At 69.0% G+C, this 18,591-nt stretch carries 24 protein-coding genes; 18 read left to right on the top strand and 6 right to left on the bottom strand.

Going from position 1 to position 18,591, the window contains the following annotated elements; all coding sequences use genetic code 11:
- Positions 1–2: 2 nt before the first annotated feature.
- Together FFS08_RS07225 and FFS08_RS07220 are read left to right on the top strand one after the other, a co-directional pair.
- Entirely contained in the window at positions 3–1,073 is a 1,071-nt protein-coding gene (locus tag FFS08_RS07225; protein ID WP_137861370.1) for a calcium:cation antiporter, read from the top strand.
- 74 nt (positions 1,074–1,147) lie between these two features.
- Positions 1,148–2,080: a bifunctional helix-turn-helix transcriptional regulator/GNAT family N-acetyltransferase gene (locus FFS08_RS07220; RefSeq protein ID WP_137861369.1), complete on the top strand. Its 933-nt coding sequence runs from the start codon at positions 1,148–1,150 to the stop codon at positions 2,078–2,080.
- Here the strand turns inward: FFS08_RS07220 and FFS08_RS07215 are convergent.
- Positions 2,049–2,369 (bottom strand): cupin domain-containing protein, encoded by a 321-nt coding sequence (locus tag FFS08_RS07215; protein WP_212741967.1) that lies wholly within the window; start codon positions 2,367–2,369, stop codon positions 2,049–2,051. The genes FFS08_RS07220 and FFS08_RS07215 overlap by 32 nt on opposite strands.
- A 45-nt stretch (positions 2,370–2,414) precedes the next feature.
- On the opposite strand from FFS08_RS07215, the gene tgt reads away from it, so the two are divergent.
- The 3 genes from tgt (at position 2,415) to FFS08_RS07200 (ending at position 5,287) form a co-directional block, all read left to right on the top strand.
- On the top strand, positions 2,415–3,545 hold the full coding sequence (gene tgt / locus FFS08_RS07210) for a tRNA guanosine(34) transglycosylase Tgt (protein ID WP_137861368.1): 1,131 nt from the start codon (positions 2,415–2,417) through the stop codon (positions 3,543–3,545).
- Between the two features lie 28 nt (positions 3,546–3,573).
- Positions 3,574–3,900, top strand: coding sequence for a hypothetical protein (locus FFS08_RS07205; protein ID WP_137861367.1), 327 nt, complete (start codon positions 3,574–3,576; stop codon positions 3,898–3,900).
- A 343-nt stretch (positions 3,901–4,243) separates the two neighbouring features.
- Positions 4,244–5,287, top strand: a complete 1,044-nt coding sequence (locus tag FFS08_RS07200) for a cell wall hydrolase (protein ID WP_249341324.1) — start codon at positions 4,244–4,246, stop codon at positions 5,285–5,287.
- A gap of 99 nt (positions 5,288–5,386) precedes the next feature.
- Here the strand turns inward: FFS08_RS07200 and FFS08_RS07195 are convergent, their stop codons facing one another.
- Positions 5,387–5,743, bottom strand: coding sequence for a hypothetical protein (locus FFS08_RS07195; protein WP_137862473.1), 357 nt, complete (start codon positions 5,741–5,743; stop codon positions 5,387–5,389).
- 237 nt (positions 5,744–5,980) lie between these two features.
- On the opposite strand from FFS08_RS07195, the gene FFS08_RS07190 reads away from it, so the two are divergent.
- From FFS08_RS07190 to FFS08_RS07175, 4 genes are all read left to right on the top strand, one after another.
- On the top strand, positions 5,981–6,262 hold the full coding sequence (locus FFS08_RS07190; protein ID WP_137862472.1) for a TM2 domain-containing protein: 282 nt from the start codon (positions 5,981–5,983) through the stop codon (positions 6,260–6,262).
- Positions 6,263–6,628: 366 nt separating this feature from the next.
- Complete coding sequence (locus FFS08_RS07185) at positions 6,629–7,846, top strand: acyltransferase family protein (RefSeq protein ID WP_171012507.1); 1,218 nt, start codon at positions 6,629–6,631, stop codon at positions 7,844–7,846.
- Entirely contained in the window at positions 7,843–8,466 is a 624-nt protein-coding gene (locus tag FFS08_RS07180; protein ID WP_137862470.1) for a hypothetical protein, read from the top strand. Before FFS08_RS07185 ends, FFS08_RS07180 begins: the two co-directional genes overlap by 4 nt.
- 2 nt (positions 8,467–8,468) lie before the next feature.
- A complete protein-coding gene (locus FFS08_RS07175) occupies positions 8,469–8,762 on the top strand; it encodes a winged helix-turn-helix domain-containing protein (RefSeq protein WP_137862469.1) in 294 nt (97 codons plus the stop codon).
- Here FFS08_RS07175 and recN read toward each other — a convergent pair.
- Together recN and FFS08_RS07165 are read right to left on the bottom strand one after the other, a co-directional pair.
- Complete coding sequence (gene recN, locus FFS08_RS07170; protein WP_137862468.1) at positions 8,759–10,420, bottom strand: DNA repair protein RecN; 1,662 nt, start codon at positions 10,418–10,420, stop codon at positions 8,759–8,761. The two genes, FFS08_RS07175 and recN, sit on opposite strands and share 4 nt — an antisense overlap.
- 48 nt (positions 10,421–10,468) lie before the next feature.
- Complete coding sequence (locus FFS08_RS07165; protein WP_137862467.1) at positions 10,469–11,290, bottom strand: outer membrane protein assembly factor BamD; 822 nt, start codon at positions 11,288–11,290, stop codon at positions 10,469–10,471.
- Positions 11,291–11,409: 119 nt separating this feature from the next.
- Here FFS08_RS07165 and FFS08_RS07160 point away from each other — a divergent pair, with 119 nt between their 5' ends.
- Together FFS08_RS07160 and FFS08_RS07155 are read left to right on the top strand one after the other, a co-directional pair.
- The gene (locus FFS08_RS07160; protein ID WP_137862466.1) at positions 11,410–12,234 is read left to right on the top strand and encodes a class I mannose-6-phosphate isomerase; all 825 of its coding nucleotides are present in this window, start codon (positions 11,410–11,412) and stop codon (positions 12,232–12,234) included.
- A gap of 95 nt (positions 12,235–12,329) precedes the next feature.
- Positions 12,330–12,851, top strand: a complete 522-nt coding sequence (locus FFS08_RS07155; RefSeq protein ID WP_171012506.1) for a glycine zipper 2TM domain-containing protein — start codon at positions 12,330–12,332, stop codon at positions 12,849–12,851.
- 72 nt (positions 12,852–12,923) lie between these two features.
- Here the strand turns inward: FFS08_RS07155 and FFS08_RS07150 are convergent, their stop codons facing one another.
- A complete protein-coding gene (locus FFS08_RS07150; RefSeq protein ID WP_137862465.1) occupies positions 12,924–13,145 on the bottom strand; it encodes a hypothetical protein in 222 nt (73 codons plus the stop codon).
- Positions 13,146–13,190: 45 nt separating this feature from the next.
- Positions 13,191–13,784, bottom strand: coding sequence for an SOUL family heme-binding protein (locus FFS08_RS07145; protein ID WP_137862464.1), 594 nt, complete (start codon positions 13,782–13,784; stop codon positions 13,191–13,193).
- A 148-nt stretch (positions 13,785–13,932) separates the two neighbouring features.
- Between FFS08_RS07145 and FFS08_RS07140 the strand changes: the two genes are divergently transcribed.
- The 7 genes from FFS08_RS07140 (at position 13,933) to FFS08_RS07110 (ending at position 18,536) form a co-directional block, all read left to right on the top strand.
- The gene (locus tag FFS08_RS07140) at positions 13,933–14,667 is read left to right on the top strand and encodes a hypothetical protein (protein ID WP_137862463.1); all 735 of its coding nucleotides are present in this window, start codon (positions 13,933–13,935) and stop codon (positions 14,665–14,667) included.
- A 76-nt stretch (positions 14,668–14,743) separates the two neighbouring features.
- Positions 14,744–15,121: a fluoride efflux transporter CrcB gene (crcB, locus tag FFS08_RS07135; protein WP_137862462.1), complete on the top strand. Its 378-nt coding sequence runs from the start codon at positions 14,744–14,746 to the stop codon at positions 15,119–15,121.
- On the top strand, positions 15,118–16,374 hold the full coding sequence (locus tag FFS08_RS07130) for an RluA family pseudouridine synthase (protein WP_137862461.1): 1,257 nt from the start codon (positions 15,118–15,120) through the stop codon (positions 16,372–16,374). Before crcB ends, FFS08_RS07130 begins: the two co-directional genes overlap by 4 nt.
- A complete protein-coding gene (locus FFS08_RS07125) occupies positions 16,374–16,976 on the top strand; it encodes an FMN-binding negative transcriptional regulator (protein ID WP_137862460.1) in 603 nt (200 codons plus the stop codon). The genes FFS08_RS07130 and FFS08_RS07125 overlap by 1 nt, the downstream gene beginning before the upstream one ends.
- A complete protein-coding gene (locus FFS08_RS07120; RefSeq protein ID WP_137862459.1) occupies positions 16,973–17,632 on the top strand; it encodes an HAD-IA family hydrolase in 660 nt (219 codons plus the stop codon). The genes FFS08_RS07125 and FFS08_RS07120 overlap by 4 nt, the downstream gene beginning before the upstream one ends.
- Entirely contained in the window at positions 17,629–17,862 is a 234-nt protein-coding gene (locus FFS08_RS07115) for a hypothetical protein (protein WP_137862458.1), read from the top strand. The genes FFS08_RS07120 and FFS08_RS07115 overlap by 4 nt, the downstream gene beginning before the upstream one ends.
- Positions 17,859–18,536: an ATP12 family chaperone protein gene (locus tag FFS08_RS07110; RefSeq protein WP_137862457.1), complete on the top strand. Its 678-nt coding sequence runs from the start codon at positions 17,859–17,861 to the stop codon at positions 18,534–18,536. Before FFS08_RS07115 ends, FFS08_RS07110 begins: the two co-directional genes overlap by 4 nt.
- Positions 18,537–18,591 lie beyond the last annotated feature (55 nt).

Genomic DNA, 18,591 nt, shown 5'->3' with positions numbered 1-18,591 from the left:
GCATGGAACGACTGCGTTGGACCTGGATCTGGCTTCCGCCCTTCGCGGGCGCAGCCAGCGTGCTTCTCGGCAACATGGTCGCCATCCCGCCGTTGCTGCTCGGCCTGGTGCTGATCATCACTGTGCTGGCCGCGGTCCATCATGCCGAGCTGATCGCGCACAAGGTGGGCGAGCCCTTCGGCACCTTCCTGCTCGCGCTCGCAGTCACGGTGATCGAAGTGGGCCTGATCCTCACGCTGATGCTGCAGGGCAAGTCGGGTGCAGAGACGCTGGCGCGCGACACGGTGTTCTCGGCGGTGATGATCATCCTGAACGGGCTGGTCGGCGCGTTCATACTGCTCGGCGCGCTGCGCCACCGCGAGCAGAGCTTCCAGCAGGTCGGCGTCAGCGCTTCGCTGGCGACGCTGTGCACGCTGACCGTGCTGACGCTCGTGCTGCCCAATTTCGCCGCGTCGGCCGGCCCCTTCTATGCGCCGTCGCAGCTCGCCTTCGTCGCGATCGTCTCGCTGCTGCTCTACCTCACCTTCGTCGCCGTGCAGACCGTGCGCCACCGCGACTATTTCCTGCCGCCCGACGAGGCCGCCGCGGACCTCGAGGCGCATGCCCCGCCGCCGAGCGGGCGCCAGACATTGCTGTCGGGCGTGCTGCTCGTCGCCTGCCTCGTCGAAGTGGTGCTGGTCGCCAAGGCGCTGGCCCCCGCGATCGAGGACGGCGTCGCCGCCGCCGGCGCCCCGCACGCAGTGGTGGGCGTGGTGATCGCGGCACTGGTGCTGCTGCCGGAGAGCGTGGCGGCGGTGCGCGCCGCGATGGCCAACCGGCTGCAGACCAGCCTCAACCTCGCGCTCGGCTCGGCGCTGGCGACCATCGGCCTCACCATCCCGGCGGTGGCCGTGCTGTCGCTGGCCCAGGGCCTGCCGCTGGCACTGGGGCTCGATGCGCGCGGCATCGTCCTGCTCTCGCTCACGCTGCTGGTGACCACTCAGTCGCTCGCCACCGCGCGGACGACGGTGCTGCAGGGCGTGGTGCACCTCGTCATCTTCGGCGTGTTCGTGTTCACCACTCTGGTCCCCTAAGCTCGCAAAAGTAGCGCGTTTCGCGCATGCGATAATAGTTGACTCAATCAACTATAAAGGCGCATCTCCAGTGCATGGAACAGCCGATCGAACAATTCCGCGCCTTCAACCGCGCCCATACCCGCTTCGCCGCCGTGCTCTCGCCGCGCTACATGGACAGCGACATGGGCGTCGCCGAAGCGCGCCTGCTCTATGAGATCGCCGGGCGCCAGCCGGTGCTCGCCACTGCGCTACAGGAAGTGCTGGGGCTCGACGCCGGCTATGTCAGCCGCGCGATCAAGCGGTTCGAGGATCGCGGCTGGATCGCGCGCGAGCGGGGCGAGCAGGATGGCCGCCAGCGGCCGATCGTGCTGCTTCCCGCCGGGCGCGCCGCCTTCGACGCGCTCGACGACGCGACACGCGCCCATAGCGGCCGCCAGCTCGAATCGCTGGGCCCCGGCGGCGGCGCCCTGCTCGGCCATCACCTCGCCGCCGCGCGCGCGCTGATCGAAGGCGGCACTGGCAGCTGGACGATCCGCACGCTCCGCACCGGCGACATGGGCGCGATCGCGAGCCGCCAGGCGATCTTCTATGCCGAGCATTATGGCTGGGAACGGCCGATGGAGCTGCTGCTGGGCGACGTCACCACCGGCTTCCTGCGCGATTTCCAACCGGGCCGCGAGCAATGCTGGGTCGCCGAGCGCGGCGGCGAGATGCTCGGATCGGTGATGCTCGCCGATGGCGGCAACGGCGTCGCCAAGCTGCGCCTGCTCTATGTCGAGGGCCATGCGCGCGGGCTGGGCATCGGCGATGCGCTGGTCCGCCGCTGCGTCGCGTTCGCGCGCGAGGCGGGCTATGCACGGCTCGATCTGTGGACGCACACCATCCTGGCGAGCGCGCGGCGCATCTATGCCGCACAGGGCTTCGAACTCGTCGACAGCGCGGCGCACACGCTGTTCGGCGAGCCGGTGATGGGCGAGACCTGGTCGCTCGATCTCAGCCGAGATGCATCGCCAGCCACACCGTAGCGCGGTCGGGCGCGGTCCAGGTCACCCAATGGCGCCGGCCCTTCCCGATCAGCACATGATCGCCCGGCGCGAGCGCGACCGCCGCCCCGTCCTCAATGCGCAGCCCCGCCGCGCCTTCGAGCAGCAGCACCCATTCGTCCCAGTCCTGCACCATCGGCGCATCCTCGGGCGTCGACTGGCCGGCGGAGACGATGCGCTCGATGCGGACGCCCGGACGGCGCAGCAGCTCGGTGAAGACTTCGGCCGCGCCCGCATCGGGCAGGTCGGCCAGCAGGTTGGTCATGGTCATGCCCTCCCGTTGCGCTCCCCCGGCAAAGGGGGCAAGGGCACATCCATGCCCCGTTTCGAGTTCACCATCCACGCCACCGACGGCAAGGCGCGCCTTGGCACCATCGCGATGCAGCGCGGCGAGATCCGCACGCCCGCCTTCATGCCGGTCGGCACCGCCGCCACCGTCAAGGCGATGAAGCCCGCCGATGTCCGCGCCGCGGGTGCCGACATCATCCTCGGCAACACCTATCACCTGATGTTGCGCCCCGGCGCCGAGCGCGTCGCTCGCCTTGGTGGGCTGCACAAGTTCATGGGCTGGGACCAGCCGATCCTGACCGATTCGGGCGGCTATCAGGTGATGAGCCTGGCCGACCTGACCACGCGCAGCGAGGACGGCGTCGCCTTCAAGTCGCACCTCGACGGCTCGCGCCACATGCTCAGCCCCGAGCGCTCGATCGAGATCCAGCGACTGCTCGGCAGCTCGATCACCATGGCGTTCGACGAACTCGTCCCCACCACGTCCACCCGCGAGGTGCAGGCCGCGGCGATGGAGCGATCGATGCGCTGGGCGAAGCGCAGCCGCGACGCCTTCTTCGCCGCCGAGGAGCATGCGGCACACAACGCGATCTTCGGCATCCAGCAGGGCGCGCTCGACGAGGGGCTGCGCAAGGCGAGCGCCGACGCGCTGCTCGACGTGGGGTTCGACGGCTATGCGGTGGGCGGCCTGGCAGTGGGCGAAGGCCAGGAAGCCATGTTCGGCGTGCTCGATTTCGCGCCGGGCCAGCTCGATCCCGCCAAGCCGCGCTACCTGATGGGCGTCGGCAAGCCCGACGACATCGTCGGCGCCGTCGAGCGCGGGATCGACATGTTCGATTGCGTGCTGCCCACCCGCTCCGGCCGCACCGGCCAGGCCTTCACCCGCACCGGCCCGATCAACATCCGCAACGCCAAGTTCGCCGAGGATCAGGGCCCGCTCGATCCCGCCTGCCCCTGCCCCGTCTGTGCCGGCTGGAGCCGCGCCTATCTCCACCATCTCGTCCGTGCAGGCGAGATCCTGGGCGCGATGCTGATGACCGAACACAACATCTGGTTCTACCAGGTGCTGATGCAGGACCTGCGCGCCGCGATCGGCGAGGGCCGGCTGACCGAATTCGCGAACGGCTTCCGCGCTTCCTATCATGGCGGGCGGGACTAGGATCGCGGCAGCGAAAGAGGGGGATCCAATGTTACTTGCACTTCGCCTGCTCTCGCTGCTCGTCGGCGGCTTCACGGCGTGGCGCGTGCTCGACGGGCAGATGACCAGCACCTTGTTCAAGGTGCCCGACCTTGCCGTGGGCGCGGTAATGGTACTCGCCGCGCTGATCCCGAACCGGGGCGCGGCGCCGGCGCTGGTCGCCGCCAATGCCTATGCGTTCGGCGTCTTCTCGGTCGCGCTCGCGGGCTATCTGGTGCCGAGCAAGCCGGTCGAACCACTGCTGATCGCCGGGATGGCAGTCAATCTGGTGGTGATCCTGCTGCTCCTGCCCCGCATGACGGGCGGCGGGCACTAGGTTGGGAACCCAAACAAGTACCTGATTTTCCGTCGCCGTCCCCGCGCAGGCGGGGATCCAGGGCCAGGCGCGGAGCCGGGGTGGCGGGGTCCTGTCCTCTCCGGACAGCGTTCGCGCGGTGGTGCCGATATCCCGCATTACCCTGGATCCCCGCCTGCGCGGGGATGACGATTGAGGGAAGGGGATGACGATTGAAGGAATATGAGGCCCCAACCTAGAGTAAAAATTACCTTCACCATCAAGTGTTTCGTCCTGGGACGCGGAGAAATCCGGGCGCGCGGGAGGCGCTGAAATCGGCTATTGCCGCGCACGGGCAAACGGCCCTGGCGGGATAGGCGCAACTTTGTTCTGGCAGCGTTTCTCAAAGATGCAGGCACGCGGGATCGCTGCGGCGATCGTCGCGTCGCTGATCGGCGCGGGCTTCTCCGCCCAGGCACTGGCGCCGGCAAGCAAGCCCAAGGCCGAGCCCAGACCGACCGTGACCGGCTATGAGGCCGAAGACCATTTCCCCGGCGCCGCGCTCTATTATGCCGTCGACGAGGATGCCGCGGTCGGCGCAGGCACGACGGGCACGACCAAGCTTCCCGACATGCCGATCCCGGCGGATGCCATGGATGCGCCCGTGGACGGATCGATCCAGCCGGCGCTGCCCTTCCACCTCACCGGCAGCGGCATGGACAAGGCGCGCGCGCTCCAGTGCCTGACCACGGCGATCTATTACGAAGCCGCCAACGAACCGACCGACGGGCAGCGCGCCGTCGCACAGGTGATCCTCAACCGCGTGCGCCATCCGGCCTTCCCCGCCACCGTGTGCGGCGTGGTGTTCCAGGGATCGGAGCGCCGCGGCTGCCAGTTCAGCTTCGCCTGTGACGGCGCGATGGACCGCGCGCCTTCCCGCTCGGCCTGGGACCGCGCCAGCCGCGTCGCGGCGGCCGCGCTCGCCGGCCAGGTGTTCGCACCGGTGGGGATGGCGACGCATTATCACACCTATGCCGTCACGCCCGCATGGAACCGCGGCCTGGTGATGACCGGCGTGTTCGGCGCCCATTTCTTCCATCGCTGGAAGGGCTGGTGGGGCACCGCCGCCGCCTTCCGCCAGGCCTATCGCGGCGGCGAGCCGCTGCCCGAGCCGCATGTGCGGACCGACCTGGCGGCGTTGCTCGCGCCGGTGGTGCCGATGCCGGTGCCTGTGCCGATGCCCATGATGCCCGGCAAGACCACCATGCCAGTCGCGACGCCGCGCGAGACCATCCAGCCGGCCTATGCCCAGAGCGGCACGCCGATCGGCGGCTATGCGCCCCGGCCCCAGCCCGCCGCCACGCCGGCGGACAATGGCGAATCGCAGATTCTCGACAAGTGGAAGGACAGCGGCAAGCCGCTGCGCTGAGCCGGCACGGCAACGGGCCCCGCCTTTCGGCGGAGCCCGTCCTGGTCAGGTCCCCCTGGGGGATCGGGGAAGGGGAGCCTGCTTGGAGTCTGCGTGCGCTTACCAGCGGTGCTGGCGATCATGCTTCTGGACGCGGATACGCGCCGAAAGCGCGTCGAAGCGGCGATCCAGGTCACGGCGCTCGGCGAGCGTCAGGCCCGGGCGCGAGCGGCGATACTGAGCTTCGAGCCGGACCAGGCTGTTGAACTCGGCGCGGAGACGGGCCGCCTCGCTACGGGTGAGTTGGCCCGAGCGCACGCCCTGGTTGATGCGGGCGTCGAGATTCGCCTGACGGCCATTGATCGACTGCCATGCCTGATAGGCGGGCGCCGGATATGACGCGGCCATCGCGGCAGTCATCGGAACGGCCGAAGCGGCGATGCCGAGGCCGGCAAGCATCAGGGTGAACTTCTTCATTTTACGCTCCTCTTTTGAAACCGGGCCGCCCCTGCGGCCTGAAACCGGGTATGCGCAGCGCCTGTCGCATGCTTGTCCCGATCCCTGCGTCTTTGTGTCGCAAGCTGTCGCGCGGCCCGCGGTTCCGTTCATCTTCGGGAGGGCGAGGCGCCGGTGCGACGACCCGAGCGCTGGCCGAATCGATTGACGCATGTCGCGGCGCCTCTAGATTCCCGGCCGGAAACCAAGAGGAAGCAGATGGCGCTCTCGATTGCCGAACTGACGCTCGTCGAGCAGCGCGTGACCAACGACGCGCCGAGCGTAGTCGTCGCCTATCTGCTGTGGCTGTTCCTCTGGTTCGTCAGTGCCCATCGCTTCTATCTGGGCAAGCCGGTTTCGGCGATACTGCAGATCCTGTCTTATTTCGTGCTGATCGGCTTCATCTGGGCGCTGATCGACGCGCTGCTGATCCCCGGCATGATCCGCACCCGACAGGACGATATTCGCCGCGACATGATGCGCGAACTCGCGCGCGCCTGAACCGCCGCCCGGACAGGCGGGCTCGGGGACTGGCGTCATTGAACGAGCCGCGGCCCCAGGTTGCGCGCCCAGGCAAATATCCGATTCCCCTTGTCACCCCGGCTTCGAGCCGGGGCCTGGCCGCTTCTTGCCAGGGGACGGCCAGCGGGACCCCGGCTCAAGGCCGGGGTGACGAAGGAAGAATGAGCCCTGGGCCCGGAGCCGACGCCCTTCGTGAACATGGGGGCACCTCGTCGGAGCGGCCCCATGTTCCCGGCGCACGGCCAGCGTCACGGCCCGCCCGGTCCAACAAGTTTGTTTTACAAACCTGTTGATGTATATCGCGATTCGCCGGCCTGGACGGACGGTGTGAGGAAAGGGCAAGTCATGGGTGCTGAAACTTCCACCGGGCGGCTGCACGCGCTCGATGCGGTACGCGCGGGGGCATTGCTGCTCGGCGTCGCCTTCCACGCGGCGCTACCCTATCTGCCGGGGCCACAGCTCTGGATGGTCCGCGACGCGCCGAACGAAGGGATCGGCATCTTCTTCTACGTCTCGCACCTGTTCCGCATGACGCTGTTCTTCGTGATCGCCGGCTTCTTCGGACGGATGCTGCTCCAGCGCCGCGGCACGCGCGGTTTCGTCGCGAACCGGACCAAGCGGATCATGTTGCCGCTGTTCGTCTTCTGGCCGATCGTGATCAGCGGGATCGTCGCCTGCATGATCTGGGGCGCGGCGGCGATGAACGGCGGCACGCTGCCCGCCAAGGCGCCGCCGCCACCCGCGATCACGCCGGACACCTTCCCGCTCACGCATCTGTGGTTCCTCTATCTGCTGATCCTCTTCTATGCAGCGGCACTGGCGCTGCACGGTCTGGCCATGCTGGTCGACCGGGACGAGCGGCTGCGGACGCGCATCGTCGATCCGGCAATGCGCCTGGTCACGGCCACGCCTGCATCGGCACCGCTGCTCGCCGCGCCGCTGGGGATCGCGCTGATCTGGGCGCCGAACTGGATGGGCTGGTTCGGCATCCCGACGCCCGACACCGGCCTCTTCCCCAATGCGGCCGCGCTCACCGGCTTCGGCACCGCCTTTGCCTTTGGCTGGTTGCTCGAGCGGCAGCGTCCGTTGCTCATGGCAGTCGCGCGCTGGTGGCCGGCGCATCTCGTGGTGGCGGTGGCGCTCACCATCGCCTGTCTCGCCCAGATCGGCACCACTCCGGTAGTGACGCCGATGGCCGCGGACGACGCGAGGAACGCCTATGCCCTTTGCTATGCGCTCGCCGTCTGGAGCTGGACGCTGGGCCTGATCGGCGCGGCACTGACCTTCCTCTCGGGCGAACGCCCGGCGATCCGCTACGTCGCCGACGCTTCCTACTGGATCTACCTGATCCACCTGCCCGTGGTGATGGCGCTGCAAGTCGCGATATTCGGCCTCGGCGTGCCGGCGCTGGTGAAATGGGGGATCGTCACTGGCGGCGCTTTCCTTATTCTCTTCGCCAGCTATCACCTGCTGGTGCGCCACAGCTGGATCGGCAAATGGCTCAACGGCCGCAAGCTGGCATGGGGCGCGGCGAAACCGGGGATGGAGATGCAGACGGCATGAGCGGGGAACTCGATACCGCACGCGACGACATCGTCTTCCTGAAAGCGCTGGTATCCGAGGGGGGACAGGCTCAGTCCTCCCTCGGGTTCCTGCTGTTCTGGGCAGGGCTGCTTTATGGCGTGCAGGCGCTGTTCTATTGGGGGCAGGAAGCGGGCTGGTTCGCCTGGCCGCAAAATCTGTTCGGGCTGCTGCTCACCCTGGCGCCGACGCTGATCTTCCTCGTGCTGATCGGCTATGTCGTATGGCATGACCGCCGACAGTCGCAGCACGGCGTGGCGACGCGCGCGCTCAACGCGGCATTCGGCGGGGCGGGCATCGCCTCGCTCACCACGGCGACGATCTTCGGTTATCTCGCGATCAGCCGGGGCGAGATCTTCCTGTGGATGTTCCATCCAATCACCATATTCGTGGTGCAGGGCACCGTCTGGTACATCGCCTTTGCGATCCGCCGCCGGATCTGGCTGGGGATCGTCTCCGCGGGCTGGCACCTGAGCGCCGTCGCCATGGCGGTGCTGCTGAACAAGGGGCTGGTCGCGCCGCTGCTGCTCCTGCTCGGCTTCGGGCTGCTGCTGCTCATGGCGCTGCCCGGCTGGGTGCTCTGGCGGTCCGCGCGCGGCTGAGCATGTCCGGCTTCGACATCGGCAAGATCGACGACGTGATCCACGGTCGCATGCGGCTGGGGATCATGGCCTGTCTCGTCGACGCCGAAGTCGCCGATTTCAACGAGCTGAAGGCGCTGCTGCAGGCGACCCAGGGCAATCTCTCGGTCCATCTGCGCAAGCTCGAAGAGGCCGGCTATATCCTGATCGAGAAGAGCTTCATGGGCCGCAAGCCGCTCACTCGCGCCCGGATCACGCCCAAGGGGCGCAAGGCCTTCGCCGCCTATCTCGAAGCCCTGGGCAAGCTGATCGGCTAGGCCGCGATCAGCCGCTCGGCCTGGGCCCGCGCCTCGTCGGTGATCTCCGCGCCGGAGAGCATGCGGGCGATCTCCTCGCGCCGCTCGGCCGCGTCGAGCGGCGTGACGCCGGTGCGCGTCACCGTGCCATCATGGCTCTTGGCGATGAGCAGGTGGCGGGCGCTGCGCGCCGCCACTTGCGGGCTGTGCGTCACCACCAGCACCTGCGCCGTGCCCGCCAGCCGGGCGAGCCGCTCGCCAATGGCGCTGGCCACCGCACCACCAACGCCGCGATCGATCTCGTCGAAGATCAGCGTCCGCGCCCCGCCTTCCTCCGCCAGCGCCACCTTCATCGCCAGGATGAAGCGCGAGAGTTCGCCGCCCGAGGCGATCTTGACCAGGGGAGCGAAAGGCGCGCCGGGGTTGGTCGACACTTCGAACTCCACCCGGTCCATGCCCAAGCTCGACCAACCCGTCTCCGCCTGCGGCTCCACCACCGTGCGAAAGCGCGCGGCGTCGAGCTTGAGCGGCTTCAATTCGGTCGCCACCGCCGCGTCGAGCCGGGCCGCCGCCATGGTGCGGTTGGCGGAAAGCGTCCTTGCGGCGTCGGCATAGGCACGATGCGTATCGGCCATGGCCGCTTCCAGCTTCGCGATCCCCGCCCCGCCGCTCTCAACTCGCTCCAGCCGGCCGGCCAGGTCCTCGAGCAGCGCCGGCAGATCATCGGGCTGGACCCGATGCTTGCGCGCGAGCCCGCGCAGTTCGAACAGCCGCGCCTCGTCCGCTTCCAGCGCGGCGGGATCAAAGGCCAGCGCCTCGGCGGCAGCGTCCACCCGGTCCTGCGCCTCGGCGGCCTCGGTGATCGCGCGATCGATCGCGGCCAGCGCCTCGGCAAGCGCTTCATGGTCCCCGGCGATCCGCTCCAGCACCCGTGCGGCCTGGCGGAGCTGGCTCAGCCCCCCTTCCGAGCCGTCGAGCAGTTCGGCGATGCCCTGCAATTCGCCCGCGATCTTCTCGCCGCGCTGCATCCCCGCGCGACGCTCGGCAAGCGTCTCCTCCTCACCCAGCTCGGGTGCGAGCGCCTTCAGCTCGGCGACGGCATGCTCCAGCCATTCGCGATCGCGCTCCGCCACGTCCTGCTCGGCCCGGGCCACCGCCAGCGCCGCCTCGGCGTCGCGCCAGGCCTTGTGTGCAATCGCCACCGGACCGGCATCGCAACGCCCGAAGGCGTCGAGCAGCGCCCGGTGCCCGCGGGAATTGAGCATGCCGCGATCGTCATGCTGGCCATGGATCTCGACCAGATGCGGCGCCAGCTCGCGCAGCAGGCCGGCCGAGGCCGGCTGATCGTTGAGAAAGGCGCGGCTGCCGCCATCGGCCTTGACGATGCGCCGGACGATCAGCGGCTCGCCCGGTTCCAGTTCCAGCCCGTTCTGGTGGAAGAGGTTGGCGACCTCGCCGTCCCGCGCCGGCACGTCGAAGGTCGCCGTCACCACGGCCTGCACCGCACCCTGGCGCACCAGCCCGGTCTCGCCGCGCGCGCCCAGCGCCAGCCCGAGCGCGTCGAGCAGGATCGACTTGCCGGCCCCGGTCTCGCCGGTGAGCACGCCGAGCCCGGCGCCGAACTCCAAGTCCAGCGCCTCGATCAGGACAACGTCGCGAATGGCCAGCGCAGTCAGCATGCGCCTCACCCTATCGCAGGAACTTAACAGGAACGAAAGCCCCGAGCATCAGCTCGCGGGCTTGACCACCGCCGCCGCCTCGGCCTGCTTCAGCTTGCCCTGGTTCTGCTGCATCAGCTTGTAGGCGTGATTGTACCAGTCAGTGCCCGGATAATTGGCGCCGAGCACGGCCGCGGCCTTTTCCGCCTCTTCGGGCACGCCGAGTGCGAGATAGGCTTCGGTCAGCCGCATCAGCGCCTCGGGCACGTGCGTGGTCGTCTGATACTGGTCGACCACGGTGCGGAAGCGCAGCGTCGCCGAAAGCCACTGGCCGCGCGTCTCGTAGAAGCGGCCGATCTCCATCTCCTTGCCCGCGAGGTGATCGCGGACGAGGTCGATCTTCAGGCGCGCATCGGCGGCGTATTTGGTGTTCGGATAGCGGCGCGTCAGCTCGCCCAGCGAATCGAGCGCCTGCTGCGTGATCTTCTGGTCGCGCGTCACGTCCTGGATCTGCTCGTAATAGGACAGGCCGATCAGATAATAGGCATAGGGCGCGTCGCGGTTGCCCGGATGGACGGCGAGGAAGCGCTGCGCCGACGAAATGGATTCGGTGTAGTCGCGGTTCAGATAATAGCTGAACGCACCCATCAGCTGCGCGCGGCGGGCCCAGACCGAATAGGGATGCTGGCGCTCGACTTCGTCGAACAGCGCGGCGGCCAGCTTGTACTGGTGCGCGTCGAGCTTCTGCTTGGCCGTCGAATAGAGCGTGCCGACATCGCGCGCGACATAGGGAAGATCCTTGCCGCCACCCTTCTTGGCGCAACCGGCCATCGAGAGCGCGAGAACCGGGAGAAGAGCGAGCGCGAGCGCGCGAGTGGTGGGAGTACGCATGGATGGGGGTCTTAGCCCGGTCCAGTGGCGTCAAACAATCCTTTTCGCGGCGGGATTGCGGCGGACCCGCGACAGGTGCCGCGCGTTGCGCTAGCGAGCCCTGATTCGGGAGGAAATTCGTGACTGCCACCTTGCTCGCCACCCACCGCGTCGACAAACCCTGGGGCCGCCACCGCCTGTGGCCGGGCTTCGCCGATCCGGCGGCGGACGCGGAGCCGGTGGGCGAGATCTGGTTCCAGACGCCGGGCGACAGCTCGCCCGACCTGCTGATCAAATATCTCTTCACCAGCGAGAAGCTGTCGGTCCAGGTCCATCCGGACGACGAGCAGGCGCATGCCGCCGGGCTGCCGCGCGGCAAGGACGAATGCTGGGTGATCCTGGATGCCGAACCCGATTCGACGATCGCGCTGGGCACCACGCAGCCCGTCGACCGCGAGACCCTGCGCGCCGCCGCGCTCGACGGCTCGATCGAGGAGCTGCTCGACTGGAAGCCGGTCAAGGCGGGCGATTTCTTCTATTCAGGCTCGGGCACGATCCATGCGATCGGCGCGGGGATCACGCTGGTCGAAGTGCAGCAGAACAGCGAAACCACCTATCGCCTCTACGATTATGGGCGCCCCCGCGAGCTCCATCTCGACCAGGGCATCGCCGTCTCCGATCCCGTCCCCTACACGCCGCATCCGATGCCGGGGCGCGTCGCGGACGGCCGCGAGATACTGGTCGAGGGGCCGAAATTCGTGCTCGAGCGCTGGGAAGGCGGCCCGCGCACGCTGAACCTGCCCGACGGCACCACCGGCTGGCTGATCCCGTTGCGGGGCGAAGGCGTGGTTGACGGCGTGGCTTTCCGCGCCGGCGAATGCGTGACGCTCCAGGGCAGCGCCAACCTCCATGCCGAGGCAGGCAGCGACCTGCTCTTCGCCTATCCGGGCGAGACACGTCTCTGAAGCATGGCCATGCGATGAACGGGGGGTAGTTTCCCGTTCACGCAACTCGCCTCCCTACGGTACGTTGGACGGCAGGAACCATAAGGAGAACTCCCATGCGTATCCTTCTTGCCGTTGCGATCGCCGGCGCCGGCGTTGCCGCCGCGCCCGCCACCGCAGCCCCCATCGCCAATGCGCCGCTCGCGATCGCGGCCGGGACCGCAGGCGCCCCGCAGGACTGGCGCGACCGCGATCGCAATCGCGACCGCTACGATCGCCGGGACCGTCGCGACGACCGCCAGTGGCGCAGCGATTGGCGCCGCTATCGCAACTATGACTATAACCGCCTGCCCCCGGGCGAGCGCTATTACAACCCGTCGGACTATTATCGCGACGGCCGCTATTATCGCGAGCGCCGCCTGACCCGGAACGACCGCATCTATCGCGGCAATGACGGCCGCTATTATTGCCGCCGTTCGGACGGCACGACCGGCCTGATCGTCGGCGGCGTCGCCGGCGGCCTGCTCGGCAACGCGCTGTCGGACGGCCGCAACGCCACGCTGGGCACGCTGCTTGGCGCGGCCGCGGGCGCGGCGCTGGGCTCGTCGGTCGATCGCGGCGAGGTTCGCTGCCGCTAAGGGCTTGCCACGCAGGCAGAGAGGGGTCCGACGGAAACGCCGGGCCCCTTTCTCATCCGCGAACGGCGCGGATCAGAAGATGAAGCCGCCCAGCCAGAGGCGGACGATGCCGACGATCGCGACGACGATGTTGAGGTTGCGCCCGGCATTGGAATCGGACAGCGCACCCAGCGCGATGCCGATCACCGCGACCGGGATCACCATGTAGTTGAGCCAGCCGAGCAGCGGGATCAGCGCGATCAGCATGAGCGGCAGGGCAATGATGCCGACGAGGATCGAGAGCAGGTTCAGCATGGCGCCGCTATATCCCACCGAAGGTGTATTAGCAATATACAACAGTCACGCCGCGAGCGGAATCATCACCTCGATGCGCCGCAGACGGGCGGGCGTGAAGGGCGAGTTGTAGAAGGCATGCTCGACCGGCCCGGCCGGACGGAAGCCGTTGTCGCCGATCCAGGCGCGCAGCTCCGCCTCGTGCGCATCGAGCTGGCCGTCGCTGTCCACGCCGGTGAAGCGCAGTGCGGCGATGCGCCGGGCGGGGAGCGCACGCAGCCGCACGCCGGCGGAAGGATCGGGCAAGGTCTCGATGCTTGCATCGGCCGGCATCACGAAGCGCGTGCGCCAGCCGCGCCCATCCTCGTCGCCGTCGGACAGCACCGGCACCGTCATCGGCAACCGTCCGCCCGCGCGCCCTCTGCCGAACACATAGTCGGCGAGCCGGGTGAAGCCGACGGAGAGCGCCGCCTGCCGAGTCCCCGGCACCACCGCTTCGGCGACCAGCAGCCGGGGATAGTCGCGCACGCTGAACGCGCCGTTGCGCGCGACGATGCTGAAGGCGGCTTCGTCCTCCGGTCTGAAGAGCAGTGCGTACCCGACACCGGCGGCAACCGCGGCGGCGACGCCGGCGCCGACCATCTTCGCATTGAGCGGCATGAAAACCCCATCTGATCGCTCGTGCAGATACGCATATGGGCGGCCGGAGTTCCGCTTGCCGTCGCCCCGCAGACCGGCCGGAATCCGCCTTGGCCAAGGCTTCCTTAACCTTCCTCGGGCATGAAAACGGCCCAAAGGAGCGTTCGAGATGGTCCGCCGACAATATTTCCTGATGCTTGCCCTGCCCCTCGCGCTGGCGGGGTGCGGCAGCCGCGGGAACCTGGGCGACGTCTCCGAGACCGAGAGCGGCAACGCCGCCGATCCGGCACTGGCCAGCGCGCTGCAGGATCAGATCATGGTCGATCCCCAGCTCGGCCGCCAGGCCAATGGCGATGCGATCCGTCCTCCCGGCCAGCCCTATTCGGGCGCCGTGCCGAACGACAATGTCGCGGCGAACGGCAGCAAGATCGACCATGGCCCGCTGCTCAAGACGCCCGCTCCGACCCAGGCGACCAAGGAATGCACCCAGTGCGCCGCGGCGCGCGATGCCGTCACTCTGGGCGGCCTCGCCGCGCGCCAGAAGGATCCGAAGTCCAGCCAGTGCGCCGCCTCGCTGCAATATGCCGCGGCCTGGGCCCAGCGCCTGCCCCGCGACCTGCCGCTCTATCCGCAGGCGCGCGTGACCGAGGCGGCGGGCAGCACCGCCGGCAAATGCCAGCTGCGCGTGGTGAGCTTCTCCTCGCCCCAGCCGATGCAGGCGATGCTCGACTGGTATTACACCAAGGCGATCCGCGGCGGCTACACCAGCGAGCATCAGGTCGACGGCCAGGAGCATATCCTGGGCGGCACGCGCGACAAGGACGGCGGCGCCTATGTGCTGTTCCTGACCAGGCGGCCGGACGGCGGCACCGATATCGACATGGTGGCGAACAACGGGATCTGATCCCCGGAACCCGTCGCCCGCGGGGGGAGGAATTACCAAGGTTCCCCTGATCGCCATTCCGCGCTAACCGCTCGGGATGCCTGCCCTTCTCCTCGTCATGCTCGGCGGCGCCTTCGGTTCCGGTGCGCGCTATCTCACCGGCAAGCTCACGCTCGGCTGGCTCGGGCCCAACTATCCCTGGGGCACGCTCGCCGTGAACCTGATCGGCGGGTTCCTGATGGGCACGTTCGTCGGCACGCTGGCGCGGATCGGCCATGGCGGCGAGCAATGGCGCCTGCTGATCGGCGTCGGCGTGCTGGGCGGCTTCACCACTTTCTCGGCCTTCACGCTCGACCTGATGAACATGGTCCAGCGCGGCGACTGGGGAATGGGCTTCGCCTATGCGCTGGTCTCGGTGATCGGTTCGATGTTCGCCCTGTTCGCCGGGCTCGTAGTTTTGAGGGTCCTGCCATGAGCGATGCCGTCCGCCAATTCCTGGTCAAGGCCGATGACGACGGCATCCGGCTCGATCGCTGGTTCAAGCGGCACATGCCGGACACCAGCTTCAACACCGTCTCGCGCTGGGCGCGCACCGGCCAGCTGCGCGTCGACGGCGCGCGCGCCAAGCCGGGCGACCATGTCAGCGAGGGCCAGGTGATCCGCGTGCCTCCGGCCGAGCCGGCCAAGGTCGAAAAGCCCGCCCGGCCGAAGCGCGAGCGCATCAAGCTCAGCGACGAGCAGATCGACTTCGCCCGCAGCCTGGTGATCCACCGCGACGACGCGGCGCTGGTGCTCAACAAGCCGCCGGGCCTCGCCACCCAGGGCGGCACCAAGACCACCGAGCATGTCGACGGCCTGCTCGACGCGCTCCAGTTCGAGGCGGAGGGCCGGCCCAAGCTCGTCCACCGGCTGGACAAGGACACGTCGGGCGCACTGCTCGTCGCCCGCACCGCCCGCGCCGCCGCGGCCTTCTCGAAGAACTTTTCCAGCCGCACCGCGCGCAAGGTCTATTGGGCGCTGGTCGTCGGCGTGCCCAGCATCGAGGACGGCATCATCGATCTGCCGATCGGCAAGCAGCCGGGCACCGGCGGCGAGAAGATGCAGGTCGACGAGAAGGAAGGCCAGGCCAGCCGCTCGCGCTACCGCTTGATCGGCCGCGCCGGCAACCGCGCCGCCTGGGTCGAGCTCCAGCCCTTCACCGGGCGCACCCATCAGCTGCGCGTCCACATGGCGGCGATCGGCTTCCCGATCGTCGGCGACGGCAAATATGGCGGGCCCGAGGCGTTCCTGACCGGCGGCATCAGCCGCAAGATGCACCTCCATGCGCGCCGCATCCGCGTCGACCATCCCGATGGCGACAAGATCGACGTGCGCGCGGCGCTGCCGCATCATTTCGCCGAATCGCTCGCCACGCTGGGCTTCGAGGAAGCGGAGGGCGACGCGCTGCAGCTTGACGACGGCCCCGCGCCCCTCACCAAGGAGCAGCAAAAGGCCAATGCCCGCGCCCATGCCAAGACGGTCCGCAAGGAGCGGCGGGGCGAGCGCGGCCGGCGCGGCGAGAACGGCGGCGACAAGCCCGCGCCCCGCGGCGGCGGCAAGCCGAGCACGCGCAAGCCGCCCGCCGCCAAGCCGGGCGGCAAGCCGGCGGCGCGCAAGCCTTCGCCGCGCGGCGCCCGGCCCGGCCCGCGCACGGGCGGCGACAAGCCCCGCGCGCCGCGGAGCCGCTGATGCATCCGCACCCGGCCTTTCGCTGGGAGGATCGCCCGGCGATCCGCGACCTGGTTCGCGACATCGGCTTCGGCGCGCTCTTCGCCGCGACGCCCGACGGGCCGCGCGTGGCGCATGTCCCCGTGGTCTGGCTCGACGACGACACGCTCGGCTTCCACCTTGCGCGCGGCAACGGCCTCGCCCGCCATCTGGACGGCGCCACTGCCCTGTTCAACCTGCAGGGGCTGGATGCCTATGTGAGCCCGGACTGGTACGGCGCCGGCCCGGATGAAGTGCCGACCTGGAACTATGTCGCAGTCGAGCTCGAAGGCCAGGTGACCCGCACCGACGAGGACGGGCTGGTCGCGATCCTCGACGCGATCAGCCGTGAGCAGGAGCGCCGCCTCGCGCCCAAGCCCGAATGGACGCTGGCCAAGGTCGACCCCGCCAGGACCGCCAGGCTGCTCACTGCGATCATCGGCTATCGGATGGAGATCCGGGCCTGGCGCGGCACCCGCAAGCTTGGCCAGAACAAGCCCGACGCCGCCCGCCTGGCCGCTGCCGACGCGCTGGCGGCGCAGGGCCGCGACGGGATCGCCGCGCTGATGCGGGGGGCGAAATGAACCGCCTCGCCGTGTTCGACTGCGACGGCACGCTGGTCGATTCCCAGGCCAATATCTGCCGCGCGATGGAGGCCACCTTCGCCGCGCACCGGCTCGACCCGCCCGATCGCGGCGCCATCCGCAGCATCGTCGGCCTCAGCCTCGTCCCCGCCATCGCCCGGCTGGTGCCCGAGGCGCAGGCCGATCAGCACGAAGCGATGGCGGCCGAGTACAAGCGCGCCTTCTTCGCGATGCGCGCGTCCAACGCGCTCGATCCCGAACCGCTCTATGACGGCATATTGGAGGCGATCGCGGCGCTCGACGATGCCGGCTGGCTGCTCGGCGTCGCCACCGGCAAGTCTGACCGCGGACTGGGCCTGATCCTCGAGCATCACGGCATCCGCCAGCGCTTCGTCACGCTGCAGACCGCCGATCGCCACCCCTCCAAGCCGCATCCCGCGATGCTCGAACTCGCCATCGCCGAGGCCGGCGCCGCGCCGGAGACCACGGCGATGATCGGCGACACCAGCTTCGACATGGCCATGGCGCGCGCCGCTGGCACGCACGCCGTTGGTGTGCTATGGGGATACCACACATCCGGGGAACTGCTCGGTGCCGGCGCGCACCATGTCGCCGATCATGCGAGCCAGCTCTTCGCGCATCTGGAGAGTCTATGACCGAGGCCGATCGCCTGGCGCGCAAGCGCTACTACATCATCGTCGCGGTCAACATGCTCGGCACCGCGGGCGCGGTGCTCGGCCTGCTGATCGCCGGGCGGGCCCAGCATTATGGCATGACAGTCTTTGGCGGTGCCGTCCTGCTCTCCTCGCTCTATTTCATGGCGGTGGTGCCGCGCAGCCTGGCGCGGCGCTGGAAGACCCCCGCGGAGGCGACGCCCGAGGCATGAAGCGTTTCTGGAAGGACGTGACCGTCGAGAACGGCCAGGTGGCGCTCGACGGCAAGCCGGTGCGCACCCCGGGCCGCGCGCCGCTGAAGCTCCCCACGCCAGCGCTGGCCGAAGCGGTCGCCGAGGAGTGGCGTGCGGTGGGCGAAACGCTCGATCCGCGCGCGATGAAGCTCACCGGGCTCGCCAATGCCGCGATCGACAAGATCTCGGCCGATCCCGCGCCCTTCGCCCAGGGCCTCGCCGCCTATGGCGAGAGCGACCTGCTCTATTACCGCGCCGACGGCCCCGAGCCGCTGGTCGCGCGCCAGGCCGAAGCCTGGGATCCGCTGCTCGATTGGGCACGCCGCCGCTACGACGTGCATTTCGAGACGGCGACCGGCGTGATCCACAAGCCACAGCCCGAAGCGACGGTGACCCGGCTGGCCGAGGTGGTGGATGCGCTCGACGCCTTCCACATCGCCGGCCTTTCGCCGGTGGTGACGGTGAGCGGCTCGCTGGTCGGCGGCCTTGCCCTGCTCGAAGGCGCGGTGGGCGCCGAGACGCTGTGGCAGGCCGCGCATGTCGACGAATTGTGGCAGGCCGAGCAATGGGGCGAGGACATGCTCGCGGTCCAGGCCCGCGATGCCCGCCGGGCGGATTTCGACGCGGGGGTGAGGTTTCTGGCGAACCTCTAGGCGTCGGCCAGTCCGCCCCCTCAACGGATCGGCGATTGCAATGTAGGATTTGATG

The organism is Sphingomonas sp. 1F27F7B (assembly GCF_005503355.1).
Lineage (GTDB): Bacteria > Pseudomonadota > Alphaproteobacteria > Sphingomonadales > Sphingomonadaceae > Sphingomonas.
Note: the sequence above shows the minus strand (reverse complement) of the source record. Positions and strands in the feature narration are given on the sequence as shown.